Here is a 17,167-nt window from a genome sequence, read left to right on the forward strand (position 1 = left end):
CGGCGGCATCCCGTTAACCATGGTCAGGGCTGATGCGCTCCGACTGCAACAGCCTCGCGTCGCGGAACTGCCCTCCCCCATGTGGCCGCAGAAGCGGACCAGCCCTGCCATGCCTTGTGGGTTTCCCCAGCTCGGATCGTTTCATCGGTTAGAAAATCGGTTTGATAAATTCTCTGCCCGGGAGCATGACATGTCAAGGGTAGGAAGGATGCGGCAGCCCCTATAGGAGAATGGGCTGCTAGCCCTTGAAGACCGGCTTGCGCTTTTCTTGGAACGCCTTGAAACCCTCGGCGTAGTCTTCGCTCTTGCACAGCTCGCCCTGGGCGGTGTTTTCCTCGTCCACGGCGGACCACAGTCCCAGCCGCTGGTCGCGGATGTTCGCCACCAGTTCCTTCGAGGCGCGGAAGGCACCGGTGGCACCTTGGGCAACCTTGGCCACTGTGGCCCGTGTGCTGTCCAACAGTTCATCCGCCGGCATGGTCCGGCTGAACAGGCCGGCGCGGACAGCTTCTTCGCCGCTCATCAGGTCGGCCGTGTAGATCAGATCCAGCGTGCGGTGGGGACCGAGCCGCTCGGTGAACAACCAGTGGCCGCCGGAGTCCAGAGTGGCGCCAAGGTTGGCGAACGGCGAACCGATCTTCGCGTTGTCGGCAACGTAGACCACGTCGGTGGCGATGAGCAGTCCCAGGCCGACGCCGAGACATGCACCCTGTGCCGCCGCGAACGTGGGTGCCGGGAAGGCTGCCATCTTTTTGAGCAGCGGCGTCACCAGGTTTCCGAGGTAGCCGTACGCATCGTCGGTTTCGGGTACGACGCCGGAGATGTCCCGTCCGGCGCAGAAGCCCCGGCCTTCACCGCGGAGCAGCAACGCGCGGACGGAACCGTCAGCGGCGGCCGCAGCGGCGTCGTCGTACGCCTTTTCCAACTCAGCCAAGGCCTCTTCGTTGAGCGCGTTCATCTTCTGCGGCGCGTTCAGCACCACTTCGGCGACGTTGTTAGCGATCGACAACTCGATCATGCCCACGGTTTTCTCCTTCGGTGCAGGTGCAATGCAGGTAAATTCAGCGGCGTTTACGCGTCGTAGTTGACGGTGATTTCATCGCCGGTGGGCCGGGTCTGGCAGGTCAACACGTAGCCGCGCTCGATCTCCTCTGGCTCCAGCGCGTAGTTCTCATCCATCTCGAACGTCCCGGAGACCACCTTGGCGCGGCAGGTGCCGCAGACGCCGCCGGCGCACGCGAAGGGAACATCGGGACGGACGCGCAGTGCCGCGTTGAGCACGGTTTCGCGGGCATGCTTGGGGCTGGCCACCTGGGCGGAGAGTCCGTCGAGCTGGAAGTTGATTTCGTAGTTGTCTGCGTTCGGGTCCACCTCGACCGGGCGGCCGATGTTGCCCTGCGGCTTAGTCGGCTCGCCGGTGGTGAAGAGCTCGAACCGGATTTTCTCCGCCGGCACCCCACGCTCGGCCAGAGTGTCGCGGCAGAGCTGGACCAATTCGAACGGACCACAGAGGAACCACTCGTCGACGTCGTCCGTACGCAGCACGTCATCGAAGAGGCTGGTGAGTTTTTCGGCGTCGATCCTGCCCGAGAGCAGTGGCGAGATGCGCTGTTCGCGGGAGAGCACGTGATGGACGGCGAAACGCGCCGGGTATTTGTCCTTCAGGTCCGCCAATTCCTCCACGAACATGACGTCCATGGCGGCCTTGTTCGCGTACACCAGGTCAAAACGGACGTTGTCGTTCGCGGCCAAAACGGTGCGGGCAATGGAGATTACCGGGGTGATGCCGGAACCGGCAGCGAACGCCACGAAAACGTCTTCGGCGTCCGTGTCGATGGCCTCCGGGCGGTTGATCTCCGTCATCTGGTGCTTGGAGATGAACGCACCCGTGGGGCTCATGACATCCAGGACGTCGCCGGCCTTCAGGTTCTCGTTGGCCCAGTTGGAGAACAAGCCCCCGATGTCGCGTTTGATCGCCACACGGATCTCCCCCGGGCGGGGCTCGGCGCAGATGGAGTAGCTGCGGCGGACTTCCTGGCCCTCCATGGTGGTACGCAGCGCTACGTACTGGCCGGGGACGTAGTCGTACTGGCCCTGCAGTTCCTCGGGCACAGCGAAGGTGACCTCGATGGCCTCGTCGGTGAGGCGGCGGACCTCGGCAACGCTCAGCGGGTGGAAGGAGCCGCGCTTCTTGGCCGGCGCGTCGGTGGCAGTGCCGCCGGAAGCGTCGGAAGCTGAGGCCGGCGATGTGGAAGTAGTCATTTAGAGCACCTTGAAGTAATCGAAAGGTTCTTTGCACTCATTGCACTGATAGAGCGCCTTGCAGGAGGTGGAGCCAAACCGGGTCAGTTCACGGGTGTTGAGCGAGTTGCACTGCGGGCATTTCACACTGAGGCCCAGGCTGATCGGGCCGGTGCGGAGGGCAGCCATGCCGGTGGGCGGCGCGATGCCGTACTCCTCCAGCTTGGCCTTGCCCGAATCCGTCATCCAGTCCGTGGTCCAGGCCGGCGCCAAGACGAGCCTGACCCGCACGTCGCCGTAACCTTGTTCGCCAAGGGCGGCAACGACGTCGTCCTTGATGGCATCCATGGCGGGGCAGCCGGAATAGGTGGGCGTGATGGTCACGTCCACTGCCGGGTTGCCGTTGTCGTCGAATTCTCCAGGCACGACGTCGACACTGCGCAGGATTCCCAGCTCGGCGATATTGATGACGGGAATCTCAGGGTCGCAGACCGTCGCCGCGATGTCCCAGGCCCTGGCTGCTTCAGCCTCGGCCGGGCGCACTGCTGTGTTGGTAGACATACCTGCTCCGTTATCTTTTGTTGACTCGTCTTGGCCGTTGCCGGTTTACCAGGTGGCACCCGGGTGTTCGCGCGCGATGACCTGCATTTCCGCGAGGATGTAGCCCAGGTGTTCGCTGTGCTTGCCGCCGCGGCCACCGGTCATTGCCGGCTGCACGTCGGGGAGCTCCAGCCCTGCCTCATCCAGCACCTGCGCCATGAGGGCATCGAAGGGTTCGCGCATTTCGGACGGACGTGCGGCAACTCCGCCGAGGCGTTCGATGAGGTCGTCATCCTGGAACAGCTCCGCCACGTAGGGCCAGACCGAGTCGAGGCCGGCCTGGATGCGGCGCTTGGACTCCTCCGTGCCGTCGCCGAGGCGGATGGTCCACTGGATCGCGTGGTCCCGGTGGTAATCCACTTCCTTAAGCGCCTTAGCCGAGATGGCGGCGATCGTCTCGTCCGCGGAATCGACCAGCCGTGAGTAGAGCTCGTGCTGGAAGATGGAGAACACCAGCTGGCGGGCGATGGTCTTGCCGAAGTCACCGTTAGGCTGCTCGACCAGGAAGCAGGAGCGGAATTCAGGTTCGCCGCGCCAGTAGGCCAGGTCATCCTCGGTCTTGCCCCAGGCGGAGCCGGCATAGGTGAGGAACGAGCGCGCGTGTCCGAGGAGGTCCAGGGCGATGTTGCCCAGGGCCACGTCTTCTTCGAGCTCGGGCGCACGGGAGATCCACCAGCCGAGCCGCTGGGCCAGGATCAGGGCGTCGTCCCCGAGGCGCAGTGCATATTCGCCGACGTCTTCGCCGACCTTGACACCACCGGCAACCCGCTCGGCCACGTCCTCGGGACGCAGGGCGTTGCCCGGCGTGATGCGTGTTGCGCTTTCGCCGCTCACAGGTGCTTCACCCCTTCACTCTTCTTGTAGTACGTGGCGTGGCGGTAGTCCTTGCCCTTGGGCGATTCGAAGAACTCACCCTTGGCATCCGGATCGCTGGCAACAATGGACGACGCCGGCACTACCCACAGCGATACGCCTTCGTTGCGCCGTGTGTACAGATCCCGTGCGTTACGCACTGCCATGTCGGCGTCCGGTGCGTGCAGCGATCCTGCATGCACGTGCGAGAGTCCGCGGGATGACCTGACGAAAACCTCCCAGAGCGGCCAGGGTGCCTTCTCCGGTGTGTGGCCGATTTCCGTAGCGGGCGTCTTGTCCGACGTCCCCATTGCGGTCTGATCTGACGTTGCCATTAGGCTACCTGTGCTTTCTGTGCCTTCTTAGCTGCGTAGGCAGCTGCTGCTTCGCGTACCCATGCGCCGTTCTCGTGCGCCTCGCGGCGGCGTTCCATCCGCTGGGCATTGCAGGGGCCGCGGCCCTTGAGGACCTCGTAGAACTCATTCCAATCGAGCTCGCCGTACTCCCACTTGCCGGTTTCTTCATTGAAGCGGATCTTGTCATCGGGCAGGGTCAGTCCGAGGACCTTTACCTGTTCCTGGATCATGCCGACGAAACGCTGGCGCAGCTCGTCATTGGAGAAACGCTTGATGTTCCAGCGCATGGACTGCTGCGAGTTCGGGGATTCGTCGTCGTTCGGGCCGAACATCATCAGCGCCGGAGCGTAGAAGCGGTTGACCGCATCCTGGGCCATCTGCTTCTGCGCAGGCGTGCCGCTGGCCAGCTCGAGCAGGATCTCGAAGCCCTGACGCTGGTGGAAGGACTCTTCCTTGCAGACCCGCACCATGGCCCGGCCGTAGGGACCGTAGGAAGCACGGCACAGCGGCACCTGGTTGACAATAGCGGCACCGTCCACCAGCCAGCCGATGGCGCCCATGTCCGCCCAGGTGAGCGCGGGGTAGTTGAAGATGGAGGAGTACTTCGCCTTGCCGCTGAGCAGCTGGTCGAAGAGCTCGTCGCGGGGCGTCCCCAGGGTCTCTGCCGCCGAGTACAGGTAGAGGCCGTGCCCGGCTTCGTCCTGCACCTTGGCCATCAGGATGGCCTTGCGCTTCAGCGACGGGGCGCGCGTGATGAAGTTCGCCTCCGGCTGCATTCCGATGATTTCGGAGTGGGCGTGCTGGGAAATCTGCCGGGTCAGGGTCTTCCGGTACCCGGCCGGCATCCAGTCCGCCGGTTCGATCCGTGAATCCTCAGCGATGATCTTGTCAAAGTAGGCCTGGCCGGCCTCGTCCTCAGCGGACGGAACAGGCTGCAACTGTGTGTCCCGGGGGGATTGCGTCTGCGTTGCCATGATGGTCACCTCACTATGGGGGAAATTTCCGGCGCGAAATATTTACCGACCGTTCGTTCAGGATATAGTCACGTCGACGAGCCCGTCAAGCGTCACTCGCCGAGCGTTCGGTTCACCTGTCAGCCAAACCTGGCGGCCACACGGAACCCGGTCTATATATTTGGGGCATGAGCCACTCTCCCGCAGACACCGCAGCAGACTCCCCTACCACCGGCACTGCCAACCCGGCCGGCCAGACTCTGCCGGCAGGGCTGCCGCAGCCGCCGGTCGCACGGAAGGAACCGGTGGAGCGCACCCATCACGGTGACACTTTCGTGGACAACTACGAATGGCTCCGCGAGAAGGAGAATCCGGAGGTCGCGGCCCATCTGCAGGCCGAAAACCAGTACACCGACGCCGTCACCGCCGACCAGCAGCCGCTGCGCGAGGCGATCTTCAACGAGATCAAGAACCGCACGCAGGAAACCGATCTCTCCGTCCCCGTCCGCAAGGACGGCTGGTGGTACTACGGGCGGATGGAAGAGGGCAAGCAGTACGGCATCCAATGCCGCGTCAAGGCACAGGACACCGGTGACACGGAGGCAGACTGGACCCCGCCGCAGGTTGAACCGGGCACCGAAGTGCCGGGCGAGCAGATCCTGCTGGACGGCAACGCCGAGGCCGAGGGCCACCCCTTCTTCTCCCTTGGCGGCGCGGCGGTCACCCGCGACGGCAACCTCTATGCCTACGCCGTGGACAACGCCGGAGACGAGCGGTTCACGCTGCGGATCAAGGACCTGCGGACCGGCGAGTTGCTGCCGGACGTGGTGGAGAACGTCTTCTATTCGCTGGCCTTCTCCCCCGACGGCACCCAGGTCTTCTACACCGTGGTGGACGATTCCTGGCGGCCGCACCAGATCAAATCCCACACGCTCGGCACCGAGGTGAGCTCCGACGTCGTTGTTTATCAGGAAGACGATCCCGCAATGTGGACCGGTTTCGAGCTCTCCGCCGACCGCCGGCACCTGGTTATTGGGATCGGCTGCTCCGAATACAGCGAGACCCGCCTGCTTGATTTCGTGCACCAGGATGCAGGCCTGTGCACCATCATTTCGCGCGACGAGCGCATCCTCTACGAGGCCGAACCGTTCCTGCTCGACGGGGTGGAGAAGGTTTTGCTCACGCACAACAAGGACGCGGTCAACTCCATGGTTTCCGTGGTGGACGCGGCCGAGTTCGCCAAGCCGCTGGCACAGCAGCGCTGGGATACCGTCACAGCGCACGACGACGGCGTGCGGGTCAACGGCGCCGGGGTCACCGCTACGCACGTGGTGCTTTCCGTACGCAAAGACACGATCGAGCGGGTCCAGATCATCCCGCTGGCAGGGCTGGGTACGCCCGGGCAGGCGCAACCGGTGGAGCCGGACTTCGACGAGGAGCTTTACACCGCCGGTGTCGGCGGCTCCGACTACGACGCGCCGGTCATCCGGCTCGGCTACAGCTCGTTCCTGACGCCGCCCCGGGTTTACGACTACGAACTGGCTACCGGGGAGTTGTTCCTGCGCAAGGAGACGCCGGTCCTGGGAGGCTACCGGTCCGAGGACTACGTCGCCGAGCGGGCGTGGGCCACCGCGCAGGACGGGACGAAGATTCCGCTCTCGGTTGTCCGCAAGGCCACGGTGGAGCGCAATTCCGCCAATCCTGCGCTCATCTACGGCTATGGCAGCTACGAGCTCAGCATGGATCCGGGCTTCAACACCGCCCGGCTGTCACTGCTGGACCGCGGCGTCGTGTTCGTCATTGCGCACGTGCGCGGCGGCGGCGAGGTGGGACGCAAGTGGTACGACGACGGCAAGAAGCTGGCCAAGAAGAACACCTTTACCGACTTCATCGACGCCACCGACTGGCTGGCGGCTTCCGGCTGGGCGGATCCGGCGCAGATTGCCGCGATGGGCGGTTCCGCCGGCGGCCTGCTGATGGGTGCCATTGCCAACCTGGCGCCGGAAAAGTACGCGGCCATTGTGGCCCAGGTGCCGTTTGTGGACCCGCTGACCTCGATCCTTGATCCGGACCTGCCGCTCTCGGCCCTGGAGTGGGAAGAATGGGGTAATCCGATCACGGACCCCGAAGTCTATGCCTACATGAAGTCCTACTCGCCGTACGAGAACGTGCATGAGGCTGCTTATCCGTGCATCGCGGCGGTGACCAGCTTCCATGACACCCGCGTGCTTTATGTGGAGCCGGCGAAGTGGGTGGCACGGCTGCGCGAGGCCACCACGGCAACGGAGCCGATTGTGCTCAAGACCGAGATGGACGGCGGCCACGGCGGTGCCTCGGGCCGGTACGAAGCCTGGAAGGACCGGGCCTGGGACTACGCCTTCGTCCTTGCGGCACTGGATGCCCGCGAACTGATCTAGTTATTTAGCCCCCTCGGAGAGAGTGCGACGGCGAGGCTGTTGCAGCTTTCTGCGGCAGCCTCGCTTCCGGCTGGGTGCTGCTGGTGCCTTCTGCTGACTGGGATGACTTGACTTGGCTCACAAATCAGGATTACCTAATGAACATTCGGTAAAGAACAGCGAGGGGCCCACATGACGGAAATCGACGTCGACACCAACCTCGGCGGGCACCCCGACAGCCCGGCCGCGGAATCTGCTGCGCCCTTCCATCCGGCCTTCGTCAACGACCAGGCAGCCGCGTGGATGGGCGTGGAACTGGTTCGCGCGGAGTTCGGTGATGTTGTCATCCGGATGCGCTTGCGGGACGAGATGCTCAACGGCTTCGGCATGGCGCAGGGCGGCATGATCTTCGCCTTCGCCGACGTCGCCTTCGCACTGGCCTGTAATGATCCGCACGGTGACGGCAGCACCATTACCGTTGCCTCCGGCGTCGATGTTAATTTCATGAATCCGGGGTTTTCCGGCCGTCAACTGACTGCCACTGCCACCCTCGTCAACCAGACCGGCCGCAGCGGTCTGTACGACATCCGCGTGACCCAGGAGTCCGGGAGCGGCGAGGAAGTCCTCGCCGAGTTCCGCGGCAGATCGCGCACCGTACCCAACCCCGCCGCCAAAAAGCACTAGCAAGGACCTCTTTGATGACCACCACCACCGGAACGAAAGCCCGCAAGTCCACTCCGGCTGAGCCCGAGACCCTCGATCCCGAGGAGCTGATGAGCCGTGACGAAATCGAAGCCCTTCAGCTTGCGCGCCTGCAGCACACCGTGGCTTACGCCTACGAACGTGTGCCGATGTACAAGAAGAAGTTCGACGACGCCGGCGTGCGCCCGGAGGACCTGAAGGAACTGGCGGATCTGGCGAAGTTCCCATACACGGACAAGGAAGACCTCCGCCAGTCCTACCCGTTCGGCATGTTTGCGGTTCCGCAGAACGAGGTAGCCCGCATTCACGCCTCGTCCGGCACCACTGGCCGGGCCACGGTGGTCGGCTACACCAAGGGCGACCTTGAACGCTGGGAGACGCTGTTCGCCCGGTCGCTGCGCGCCTCCGGCGTCAAGAAGGGCTGGAAGGTCCATAACGCCTACGGCTATGGCCTCTTCACTGGCGGCCTCGGCGCACACTACGGTGCCGAAAAGCTTGGCTGCACGGTTATCCCCATGTCCGGCGGCCAGACCGAAAAGCAGATCCAGCTGATCCAGGACTTCGAGCCGGATGCCATCCTCTGCACCCCCACCTACCTGCTGACCATCGTTGATGCCATGGAACGCAAGGGCCTGGACCCGCGCCAGACCTCACTGAAGGTTGCCGTGCTCGGTGCCGAACCGTGGACCGAGGAAATGCGGCACGAGCTCGAAACCAAGCTCGACATTGACGCCTGCGACATCTACGGCCTCTCCGAAGTCATGGGTCCGGGCGTAGCCGGCGAGTGCATCGATTACAAGGACGGCTCCACAATCTGGGAGGACCACTTCCGCCCCGAGATCATCGATCCGTCAACGGATGAAGTGCTGGCCGACGGCGAACACGGCGAACTGGTGTTCACCTCGCTGACCAAGGAAGCCATGCCGGTCATCCGCTACCGCACCCACGACCTGACCCGGCTGCTGCCGGGCACGGGCCGGGCCAACATGCGCCGCATCGGCCGGATCACCGGGCGCAGCGATGACATGATCATCCTGCGCGGCGTGAACCTGTTCCCCACCCAGATCGAGGAAATCGCGCTGCGGGTTCCGGGCCTGAGCCCGCACTTCCAGCTCGAAATCACCCGGCCGGGGCGGATGGACGAGCTGACCGTGAAGATCGAACGCCGCGACGACTGCACGGCCGAAACCGCCGCCACGGCTGCCAAGGACCTGCAGAAGCAGATCAAGATCCACGTCGGCACCAGCTGCCGGATCGACATCGTTGAACCTGGCTCCCTCGAGCGGTCCAACGGCAAGCTCCGCCGGGTCTATGACCTGCGCAAGCTCGAGAGCTGACCGACCGAACGTTCATGGAAAGATAGTTGTCATGGTGAAGGCAAAGAATCCGGAAACAGCCCGGCGCGGACGTCCGGGATACGACCAGCAGTCAGTGCTGAGCGTAGCCGTCACCGTCTTCAACAAGCATGGCTACGAGGCGACCTCCATGGGCATCCTGGCGGAAAACCTCGGCATTTCCAAGAGCGCTATCTACCACCATGTTCCGTCCAAGGGGGACCTGCTGCGGTTGGCGCTGGAGGAGGCACTGGGCTCGCTGGAAGCAATTCTGGAAGAGCCCGGTGCCTCCGCCGGCCGGGCGGATGACCGGCTGGAGTACGTGCTGCGCCGGACCATCGACGTCCTGACGGAAAAACTCCCCTACGTCACGTTGCTGCTGCGGCTGCGCGGAAACACCGAGGTGGAGCGCAACGCACTGGAACGCCGCCGCGAGTTCGACCACAAGGTTGCGGCCCTGATGGACGCGGCCCGCGAAGAAGGCAGCCTGCGCAGCGATATCGATCCGCGCACCACCACGCGCCTGCTCTTCGGCACGATTAACTCCATCGTCGAGTGGTACAAACCCGGTGGAAAGCTGACCTCGCAAAAGCTGGCCGATGACCTGATTTCCATGATGTTCGACGGTCTTCACCTGCCAACGGCTGCCCGCGTTATCGCCTGAGAGTCTCCCGCCCCCGGCCGCCGGACTGTTAGGCTGGCAGCAACCAATCGGCGTCAGGGGGACGTTATGGACTGGTTCGCGGATTTTCCAGGGGAAACCGGACCGTATATTTGGATATCGCTGGCGAATATGGGTCTCACCATTGCCGGCATTGCACTCTTTGCCTACAGGTTCCGCTGGGCCTGGCTCTTTCCTATCGCCACCACCATCGCCTTTCTCAGTCTCAGCATCCAGGCCCAAGGCATCCGGACCAGTTTCGGTCCAGTGCTCACGCTCGCGGTCTGTGTCTACGGCCTATGGCGCTGGCAGTTATACAAAGACGGCGCTACCGCCTCCATCCCGCTAAGACATGCGCACCCGGTGGAGTGGGGCATCGCGGCCGGGCTCTTGATCCTCTTCACCCTGATCACCGGTTTTGCCGGCTCCGAACTGCTGTCCTTTGTCGGACCCGGATACGTCCTGAGCAGCCTGCTGTCGTCCCTGCCGCTGGTGATGTACTTGGGATTCGCGCACGGCATCTTCGAGTCCTGGTATGTCGGTGCCGCGTTCGGGGCCTTGAACCTGGCCAGCCTGGCCCTGCTGGTCCCGGCCCCGCCTGCGGCATTCGCCTATACCGCCGTCGTCCTGGGTCTCTACGTCTTCGGACTGCTTAAATGGAAGGCGGCCCTGAATCATCAGGGCCGCCTTGCTCCGGTGGCTCACCCTGCCGGCAGCTGATACCGCCTGGCAGAGTAACCGTAACCGCTGCTACTTTTCGACGAGCGTCAGCACGTCGTAGGTGGCAACGATCTCATCGTTCTGGTTGGTCAGGACTGCATCCCAGGCAACCTCGCCGTACTCGTCCGTTTCACGCGGCGTGATCCGCTTCGCGGTCAGCGTCACGCGGATGGAATCGCCGGCCGCAACCGGCGTGATGAAGCGCAGGTTTTCCAGACCGTAGTTGGCGAGCACCGGCCCCGGCGCAGGCTCCACGAAGAGGCCTGCGCCCCAGGCGATCAGCAGGTAGCCATGCGCCACGATGCCCGGGAAGAACGGATTGGCCTCCGCAGCTTCCTGGTTAGTGTGCGCGTAGAACGTATCCCCGGTCTCGTTTGCGAAGGCACTGATGTCCTCCAGGGTGACCTGCCGCAGGTCCGAGCGCAGCGCATCGCCGATCTTGAGTTCGGCGAGGTTCTTCCGGAAGGGGTGCACTTCATCGAAGTTGCGGTCGGCGCCGGTATGCCAGACACCGGTGATCGCCGTGAGCATGTTGGGCGAGCCCTGGACCGCGGTGCGCTGCATGTGGTGCAGCACGGAACGGATGCCGCCGAGCTCTTCACCGCCGCCTGCACGTCCCGGGCCGCCATGGACCAGATGCGGCACCGGGGAGCCGTGGCCTGTCGAGGTGCGCGCATCCTCGCGGTTGAGCACCAGCACGCGGCCGTGGTGGGCGGCGATTCCCGTGACCAGTTTGCGCGCGGTCTCGGGGTCGTTGGTAGCGACGGTGGCGACCAGGGAGCCTGAGCCCATGGCCGCGAGCCGGATGGCGTCATCCAGGTCCTTGTAGCCGATGACGGAGGAAACCGGCCCGAACGCCTCGCGCGAGTGCACCGCCTCCGCCTCGGCGTCGGCAAACTTCAGCAGCACCGGGGACATAAACGCGCCGTCGCCGACGCTCCCCACGGTTCCGTCCTGCATGGTGGCCTTCGGGGAATCCAGCGTGCCGTACGCCAGTTCGCCACCGGCGTCGAGCATTTCCTGAACTGCCGCGCGCACGTCGGCAAGCTGCTCCAGCGAAGCCAGGGCGCCCATGGTCACGCCTTCGGCCCGCGGATCGCCGACGACAACCCGCTCCTCGATCCGCGTCCGCACGGCGTCGATGACGTCCTGCACACGCTCGGTCGGGACGATGGTGCGGCGGATGGAGGTGCACTTCTGGCCCGCCTTGGCCGTCATTTCGGTGACCAGCGACTTGATGAAGGCGTCGAACTCAGGGGTTCCCGGCACGGCGTCGGGACCCAGGATCGCTGCGTTCAAGGAGTCAGCTTCTGCCGTGAAGCGGATACCGCCCTGGGCGACATTCGGATGGGACTTCAGCAGGTTGGCGGTGGTTGCCGAACCGGTGAAGGAGACCGCATCGCGGTAGTCAAGGTGGTCCAGCATGTCCCTTGCGGAACCGGAAATAAGCTGCAGGGAGCCGGCCGGCAGAATGTTGGACTCGATAATGAGCTTGACCGCGGCGGCCGTGACGTAGCCGGTGGGGGTGGCCGGCTTGACGATGGTGGGAACGCCCGCGATGAACGCCGGGGCGAACTTCTCCAGCATGCCCCAGACGGGGAAGTTGAAGGCGTTGATCTGCACGGCCACACCCGGGATACGGGTGTAGATGTGCTCACCGATGAAGGAACCGTCCTTGGCGAGCACCTCGGCGGGCCCGTCGATGACCACCTGGGAATTGGGTAGTTCACGCCGGCCCTTGGATCCGAATGTGAAAAGGACGCCGATGCCGCCGTCGATGTCGATCATATTGTCGATCTTGGTGGCGCCCGAGCGGTGGGAGAGCTCGTAAAGCGCTTCACGGTGGCTGTTGAGGAACTGTGCCAGTTCCTTGAGTTTCAGCGCACGCTGGTGGAAGGTCAGCTTGCCCAATTCGGTCTGGCCGACACTGCGGCCGTACCGGACCATTTCTGCCAGATCCAACCCGTCCGTGCTCACCTGGGCCAGCACATCGCCTGTGCTGGCGTCACGGACCTCGGTACCGGTTACCCCGGATTCCGGCGTCCACCAGGCGTCCTGGACGAAACTCGGCACAAATTCAACACCAACGGAGGTTGTGGTCATCGTTGACTGCCCTTTCCTTCTCTGGGGACGAATCGCAGTATCGTCCACAGTATCGACAAGCATCTGAACAACGCAGGATAAACAAACTGAACGGTCGTTCGGTAACATGTCTACACTACATGAATGCGTCCGAAGCCAACAGGACGGAAGGGTCAGGATCGACTAATGCAGCCGGATATCAAGACAGAAAACGAGCAGGACCAGCCATGGAAGATCGTCCTCGGCGAACTGGACGAGAAGATGGGCGTCAAGATTCTGGAAGAATCTGCCCAGCGCGTGGTCGCCACCATGCCGGTGGAGGGGAACCGGCAGTCTTTCGGCCTGCTGCACGGAGGTGCCTCACTGGCGTTCGGCGAAGCCATCGGGTCCTGGGCTGCCGTGATCCATGCCGGCAAGGGGCGCTCCGCCGTCGGCGTCGATGTCTCGGCCACCCATCACCGTTCAGCACGCAGCGGCACGATCACGGGCGTGGCCACCGCGATCCACCTAGGCCGCACCACCACCAGCCATGAGGTTGTGATATACGACGACGAGGAACGCCGGCTCTGTTCCATGCGCATCACGAACCTGATTCTGGACCGTCCCAAAGCCGGCGAATAGTCCGCCTGCTACTCATGAAAGTCCAGTAGAAAATCGAGTAGTGAAGATCCCCCTTCTCCCCTAACCGGCCGGTAGTGTTTCAAGCACGAAGCCCGCACCGGCGTCAGCGGAGGCCCGGCAGACCGCCCAGCAGAAATTGCTGACGGTAAAGCAGCCACCATCCGCGGACTCCTGCCCCGCACGTTCAAGACGAACATGACGACGGCAGCGGGCGGACCGCCGAGTGCAGCACCGTGTATGCATGAGTCCCTCGGCGGCGTTGGGGAAGGCCGCGGTGGCAGCTTGGGGAAGCTGCCACCGCCGCCAAAGTCAGTCCAGATGCAGCCGGGTCCGCAGTTGCCGCAGCTCCGACTCGCCCAGTCCGTTCCGTAACAGGTACTGTGCGGCGTCGAAACCTTCCGCGGCTGCCTCTACTGCGGCGCGCGTGTCCTCGATCCGCGCCGCGAGCTCCGGGCCCGAAAGATACCGCTCAATCGGATGCCGGTACGGACTAATGCGGTGCCACTCGTTGATGCCGCGCAGGCCGAACTCGTAGTGGTCCGCAATGGTGCCGGTGTCCGCGCCGGCGAGGTTCAGCAGCAGCATCGCGATGAGTCCGGTGCGGTCGCGTCCGGCCGAGCAATGAATAACGACGGCGCCCTCCGCCTCTGCGAGGGTCCGGGCTATCGCTGTGATCTTGTGCGGAAAGAGCCGGAGGTTGTCCGGGTAGGAACGCGGATGGCTCAGGTAGGGCCCGCTGAGCTCACGGAACTCCTCGTGGTCGGGTTCTTCCGTCGGGCAGTTAAGCACGGTAAAGGGCGAGCGGACCTCGGCCGCGACCTCGGGATCCGTCTCGCGGCGCGAGCGCTCCCCCACGTTCCGCAAATCGATAACGGTGCGCACACCGTCGTCGTACATCTGGCGCCAGCCGGTTTCCGTCAGCCATTCAGAACGGCCCATACCGAAAATGTCCCCGGCAATCCGGCGCGCATTGACCGCGCCCTCCCACTCCATCGGGCGGATCCGATCCAGCCGTGCCGTCATGCCCTCACCGGTCCCCTGCGTCGGTACGCACCTTATCCAGCCGGGCCTGGAGACCGCGCTTGACTATGGGCCACTCGGAATCGAGCACGGAGTAGACAACCGTGTCGCGCACGGTCCCGTCCGGCATTTTTGTGTGGTTGCGCAGCACGCCGTCCTGCTTCGCGCCGAGCCGTTCGATGGCCTCGCGGGACTGATGGTTCATCCAATGCGTCCGGAACTCCACTGCGCGGCAGCCGAGCTTTTCGAAGGCATGCGTCATCAGGACCATCTTGCTGTCCGGGTTCGCTCCGGTCCCCTGCGCGCTGGCCCGGGTCCACGTGTAGCCGATCTCCACCCGCGGGGTGTCCGTATCGATGTTGCAGAAGGTGGTCATACCCAGGACGATGCCATCGGAAAGCCGGCTGACGGTGAACGGCAGCATGGTCCCCTGGTCCTGTTTTTCCATCCGGCGGCGGATCTCCAGTTCCATCGTCTCCGGGGAGGGAACCCGCGTGTACCAGAGGTTCCACAGCTCGCCATCGCGTACAGCATCCTCCAGTTCAGGCATGTGACGCCTGCGCAAAGGCTGCAGTCGGACGTACTTACCGGTCAGGGTCAGCGGCTCGAACAGTGACATGGACTCATCATAGGACCTTGGAAAAACCTTGGGATCCTGGAAATGCGAGGCATCCCATCGGCGTGTCGCAAAACTTCTTGTTGGCCGACACGACGTGAAACGTGCCACGTCGGCAGCCGCCACGGGTATTTTGGGACGCATGAATGCTAACTTTCACGGCCGTACCGGTCTGACTAAGCGCCTAGGAGCGCTGACAGTTCTGGTTGCCGGTCTTGTAGCTGGCTCAGTTGCCGCTCCTGCCGTCGCCCACGAGGACTCCGTCGATCTGGTTGTTCTCGGCGACTCCTACTCCGCCGGCATCGGCGCCGGCACACTCATGGACAGCACTGTGCTTCCGGGCGCGAACTGCGGCATTACAGACTCCGGGTATGCCGAAGCTCTGGAAGAGCGCCGCGACGCTGTCAACGCTACCAATGCAGCCTGCTCGGGTGCCAAGGCTTTGGTTGACATCGACGATGATCCGGATGTTCCGGACGTTCCCGATCAAATTCTTGCGGCTACCGATGATCTCGGCGAGCACACAGACCTAGTGGCCATCACCGCAGGTGGAAACGACGTCTCGTTTGGCACGATCATTTACGCATGCGCAAAGCTGACGTTGAAGGACTGCAACGACGCAGTGGCCGGAGCCGTCTTCGTGGCCGAAAAGCAGGTCGCCCCGGCACTGGAAAAAGACTACAAACTGATTCGTAATGAGGCGCCAGATGCGACTATCGTCGCCCTCGGCTATCCGCATTTGTTCTCGACCGAAGGTGCCACAGCCTCGCCCTTGTCCCCCGAAGCCGCAAAGGTATTCAACGACGGCGTGGACACCCTGAACACCATCATCGAGAGGACTGCGGAAGATTCCGGATCCAAGGTCGACTACGTAGATGTGACCAAGCGGTTCCGGAATCATGGGATTGGATCATCCGAACCGTGGGTCAATTTCGATCCCACTAATCTGCAACATCCCAACAACTTCCATCCCAATGAAAAAGGCTACGAGAACGGCTATGCGAAAGTCCTGAAGCCGGTAGTGCGTTCCTTGCGACACTAGACCAGAGGTCCATCGCAAGCGCAGAAGCCTATAAACAATCGCCCGCCGGAGAAGCTCTCCGACGGGCGATTGTTTGCCTGCTTAGTTATGGCGGCTCAGACGTGCCTAGCTATCCCAGCTGAAGAAACCCTTGCCGCTCTTGCGTCCGAGCTCGCCCTTGGCCACCTTGTCCCGCAGGATCTGCGGCGGCGCAAAGCGCTCCCCCAGGGTGGAGTGCAAATACTCGGCGATGCCTAGGCGGACGTCCAGGCCCACGATGTCCGTGGTCTTCAGGGGTCCCACTGGGTGCTTGTAGCCGAGAACCATGGCCGCATCGATGTCGTCCGCCGAGGCGACGCCTTCCTCCACCATGCGCATGGCTTCCAGAGCGATGGCCACGCCCAGACGCGATGAAGCGAAGCCGGGTGCGTCATTGACGACGACGGCGGTCTTGCCCAGCGACTGGACCCATGACCGGGCCGCAGCGGCCAACTCTTCCGAGGTCTCCTCGGCCAGCACCACCTCGACCAGCAGCGAAGCCGGCACCGGGTTGAAGAAGTGCAGACCACAGAAGTTGGCCGGCCGTTCGAGCTGTTCGGCGAGCTTGCCCACCGAGAGCGAAGAGGTATTGGTCGCCAGCCAGGCGTTCGGCGGCAGCTGCGCTTCCACGGCCTTGAGCGCCGTCGACTTCAGTTCGAAGTCTTCCGGTACGGCTTCAACTACCAGGCCGCAGCTGCCGAAGGAGTTGTAGTTGACCGAAACCGACAGCCGTTGGGTCAGCGCCTCGATGGTCTCGGTGGTGGTGCCGCGCTGCACGCTCTTGAGCAGCGCATCGGTGACCCGGCGGCGCGCGCCTTCCGCGGCGTCGTCGTCCCTTTCCACCACCACCACCTCGGCACCGGCGGTCAGGAACGCGTGGGCGATGCCTGCACCCATGCGGCCGCCGCCGAGCACGCCTACTTTGCTAGGTACCGTATCTACTGTTTCCATGT

Annotated in this window: 17 protein-coding genes; 7 read left to right on the forward strand and 10 right to left on the reverse strand. The window is 63.6% G+C overall.

Annotated features, from left to right (window positions below):
- Nucleotides 1-238 precede the first annotated feature (238 nt).
- The 6 genes from B0G38_RS07050 to paaA are packed head-to-tail and all read right to left on the reverse strand — an operon-like array spanning nucleotide 239 to nucleotide 5,023.
- Nucleotides 239-1,018 (reverse strand): enoyl-CoA hydratase/isomerase family protein, encoded by a 780-nt coding sequence (locus tag B0G38_RS07050; RefSeq protein WP_264668835.1) that lies wholly within the window; start codon nucleotides 1,016-1,018, stop codon nucleotides 239-241.
- Between the two features lie 53 nt (nucleotides 1,019-1,071).
- Complete coding sequence (gene paaE, locus B0G38_RS07055) at nucleotides 1,072-2,262, reverse strand: 1,2-phenylacetyl-CoA epoxidase subunit PaaE (protein ID WP_169993465.1); 1,191 nt, start codon at nucleotides 2,260-2,262, stop codon at nucleotides 1,072-1,074.
- Nucleotides 2,263-2,802 (reverse strand): 1,2-phenylacetyl-CoA epoxidase subunit PaaD, encoded by a 540-nt coding sequence (paaD, locus tag B0G38_RS07060; protein ID WP_264668769.1) that lies wholly within the window; start codon nucleotides 2,800-2,802, stop codon nucleotides 2,263-2,265. It lies immediately after the preceding gene.
- Nucleotides 2,803-2,847: 45 nt separating this feature from the next.
- Nucleotides 2,848-3,675, reverse strand: coding sequence for a 1,2-phenylacetyl-CoA epoxidase subunit PaaC (paaC, locus tag B0G38_RS07065; protein WP_264668770.1), 828 nt, complete (start codon nucleotides 3,673-3,675; stop codon nucleotides 2,848-2,850).
- The gene (gene paaB, locus B0G38_RS07070; protein WP_264668836.1) at nucleotides 3,672-4,004 is read right to left on the reverse strand and encodes a 1,2-phenylacetyl-CoA epoxidase subunit PaaB; all 333 of its coding nucleotides are present in this window, start codon (nucleotides 4,002-4,004) and stop codon (nucleotides 3,672-3,674) included. Before paaB ends, paaC begins: the two co-directional genes overlap by 4 nt.
- Nucleotides 4,005-4,027: 23 nt before the next feature.
- Nucleotides 4,028-5,023, reverse strand: coding sequence for a 1,2-phenylacetyl-CoA epoxidase subunit PaaA (gene paaA / locus B0G38_RS07075; protein ID WP_264668771.1), 996 nt, complete (start codon nucleotides 5,021-5,023; stop codon nucleotides 4,028-4,030).
- Between the two features lie 167 nt (nucleotides 5,024-5,190).
- Between paaA and B0G38_RS07080 the strand changes: the two genes are divergently transcribed.
- The 5 genes from B0G38_RS07080 to B0G38_RS07100 all read left to right on the forward strand — a co-directional run bounded on the left by B0G38_RS07080 (nucleotide 5,191) and on the right by B0G38_RS07100 (nucleotide 10,815).
- Nucleotides 5,191-7,419: a S9 family peptidase gene (locus B0G38_RS07080; RefSeq protein ID WP_264668772.1), complete on the forward strand. Its 2,229-nt coding sequence runs from the start codon at nucleotides 5,191-5,193 to the stop codon at nucleotides 7,417-7,419.
- Between the two features lie 171 nt (nucleotides 7,420-7,590).
- Nucleotides 7,591-8,082 (forward strand): hotdog fold thioesterase, encoded by a 492-nt coding sequence (locus tag B0G38_RS07085; protein WP_264668773.1) that lies wholly within the window; start codon nucleotides 7,591-7,593, stop codon nucleotides 8,080-8,082.
- A 14-nt stretch (nucleotides 8,083-8,096) separates the two neighbouring features.
- Nucleotides 8,097-9,437 carry a phenylacetate--CoA ligase PaaK gene (paaK, locus tag B0G38_RS07090; protein ID WP_264668774.1) on the forward strand — a complete coding sequence of 447 codons (1,341 nt, stop codon included), beginning with the start codon at nucleotides 8,097-8,099 and terminating at the stop codon, nucleotides 9,435-9,437.
- Nucleotides 9,438-9,468: 31 nt separating this feature from the next.
- Nucleotides 9,469-10,098 (forward strand): TetR/AcrR family transcriptional regulator, encoded by a 630-nt coding sequence (locus tag B0G38_RS07095; RefSeq protein ID WP_264668775.1) that lies wholly within the window; start codon nucleotides 9,469-9,471, stop codon nucleotides 10,096-10,098.
- A gap of 66 nt (nucleotides 10,099-10,164) precedes the next feature.
- The gene (locus B0G38_RS07100) at nucleotides 10,165-10,815 is read left to right on the forward strand and encodes a nicotinamide mononucleotide transporter (protein ID WP_264668776.1); all 651 of its coding nucleotides are present in this window, start codon (nucleotides 10,165-10,167) and stop codon (nucleotides 10,813-10,815) included.
- 30 nt (nucleotides 10,816-10,845) lie between these two features.
- Here B0G38_RS07100 and paaZ read toward each other — a convergent pair whose 3' ends face one another.
- A complete protein-coding gene (paaZ, locus tag B0G38_RS07105) occupies nucleotides 10,846-12,918 on the reverse strand; it encodes a phenylacetic acid degradation bifunctional protein PaaZ (RefSeq protein WP_264668777.1) in 2,073 nt (690 codons plus the stop codon).
- Nucleotides 12,919-13,083: 165 nt separating this feature from the next.
- On the opposite strand from paaZ, the gene B0G38_RS07110 reads away from it, so the two are divergent.
- Complete coding sequence (locus tag B0G38_RS07110) at nucleotides 13,084-13,518, forward strand: PaaI family thioesterase (RefSeq protein WP_264668778.1); 435 nt, start codon at nucleotides 13,084-13,086, stop codon at nucleotides 13,516-13,518.
- A gap of 309 nt (nucleotides 13,519-13,827) precedes the next feature.
- Here B0G38_RS07110 and B0G38_RS07115 read toward each other — a convergent pair whose 3' ends face one another.
- Both B0G38_RS07115 and B0G38_RS07120 read right to left on the reverse strand, forming a co-directional pair.
- A complete protein-coding gene (locus tag B0G38_RS07115; RefSeq protein WP_264668779.1) occupies nucleotides 13,828-14,541 on the reverse strand; it encodes a tyrosine-protein phosphatase in 714 nt (237 codons plus the stop codon).
- A 4-nt stretch (nucleotides 14,542-14,545) separates the two neighbouring features.
- Complete coding sequence (locus B0G38_RS07120; protein ID WP_264668780.1) at nucleotides 14,546-15,157, reverse strand: GNAT family N-acetyltransferase; 612 nt, start codon at nucleotides 15,155-15,157, stop codon at nucleotides 14,546-14,548.
- A gap of 94 nt (nucleotides 15,158-15,251) precedes the next feature.
- Here B0G38_RS07120 and B0G38_RS07125 point away from each other — a divergent pair, with 94 nt between their 5' ends.
- Nucleotides 15,252-16,196 (forward strand): SGNH/GDSL hydrolase family protein, encoded by a 945-nt coding sequence (locus B0G38_RS07125; RefSeq protein WP_264668781.1) that lies wholly within the window; start codon nucleotides 15,252-15,254, stop codon nucleotides 16,194-16,196.
- Nucleotides 16,197-16,301: 105 nt separating this feature from the next.
- Here the strand turns inward: B0G38_RS07125 and B0G38_RS07130 are convergent, their stop codons facing one another.
- Nucleotides 16,302-17,165, reverse strand: a complete 864-nt coding sequence (locus B0G38_RS07130) for a 3-hydroxyacyl-CoA dehydrogenase family protein (protein WP_264668782.1) — start codon at nucleotides 17,163-17,165, stop codon at nucleotides 16,302-16,304.
- Nucleotides 17,166-17,167: the final 2 nt, after the last annotated feature.

This window comes from Crystallibacter permensis, from assembly GCF_025960875.1.
Lineage (GTDB): Bacteria > Actinomycetota > Actinomycetes > Actinomycetales > Micrococcaceae > Crystallibacter > Crystallibacter permensis.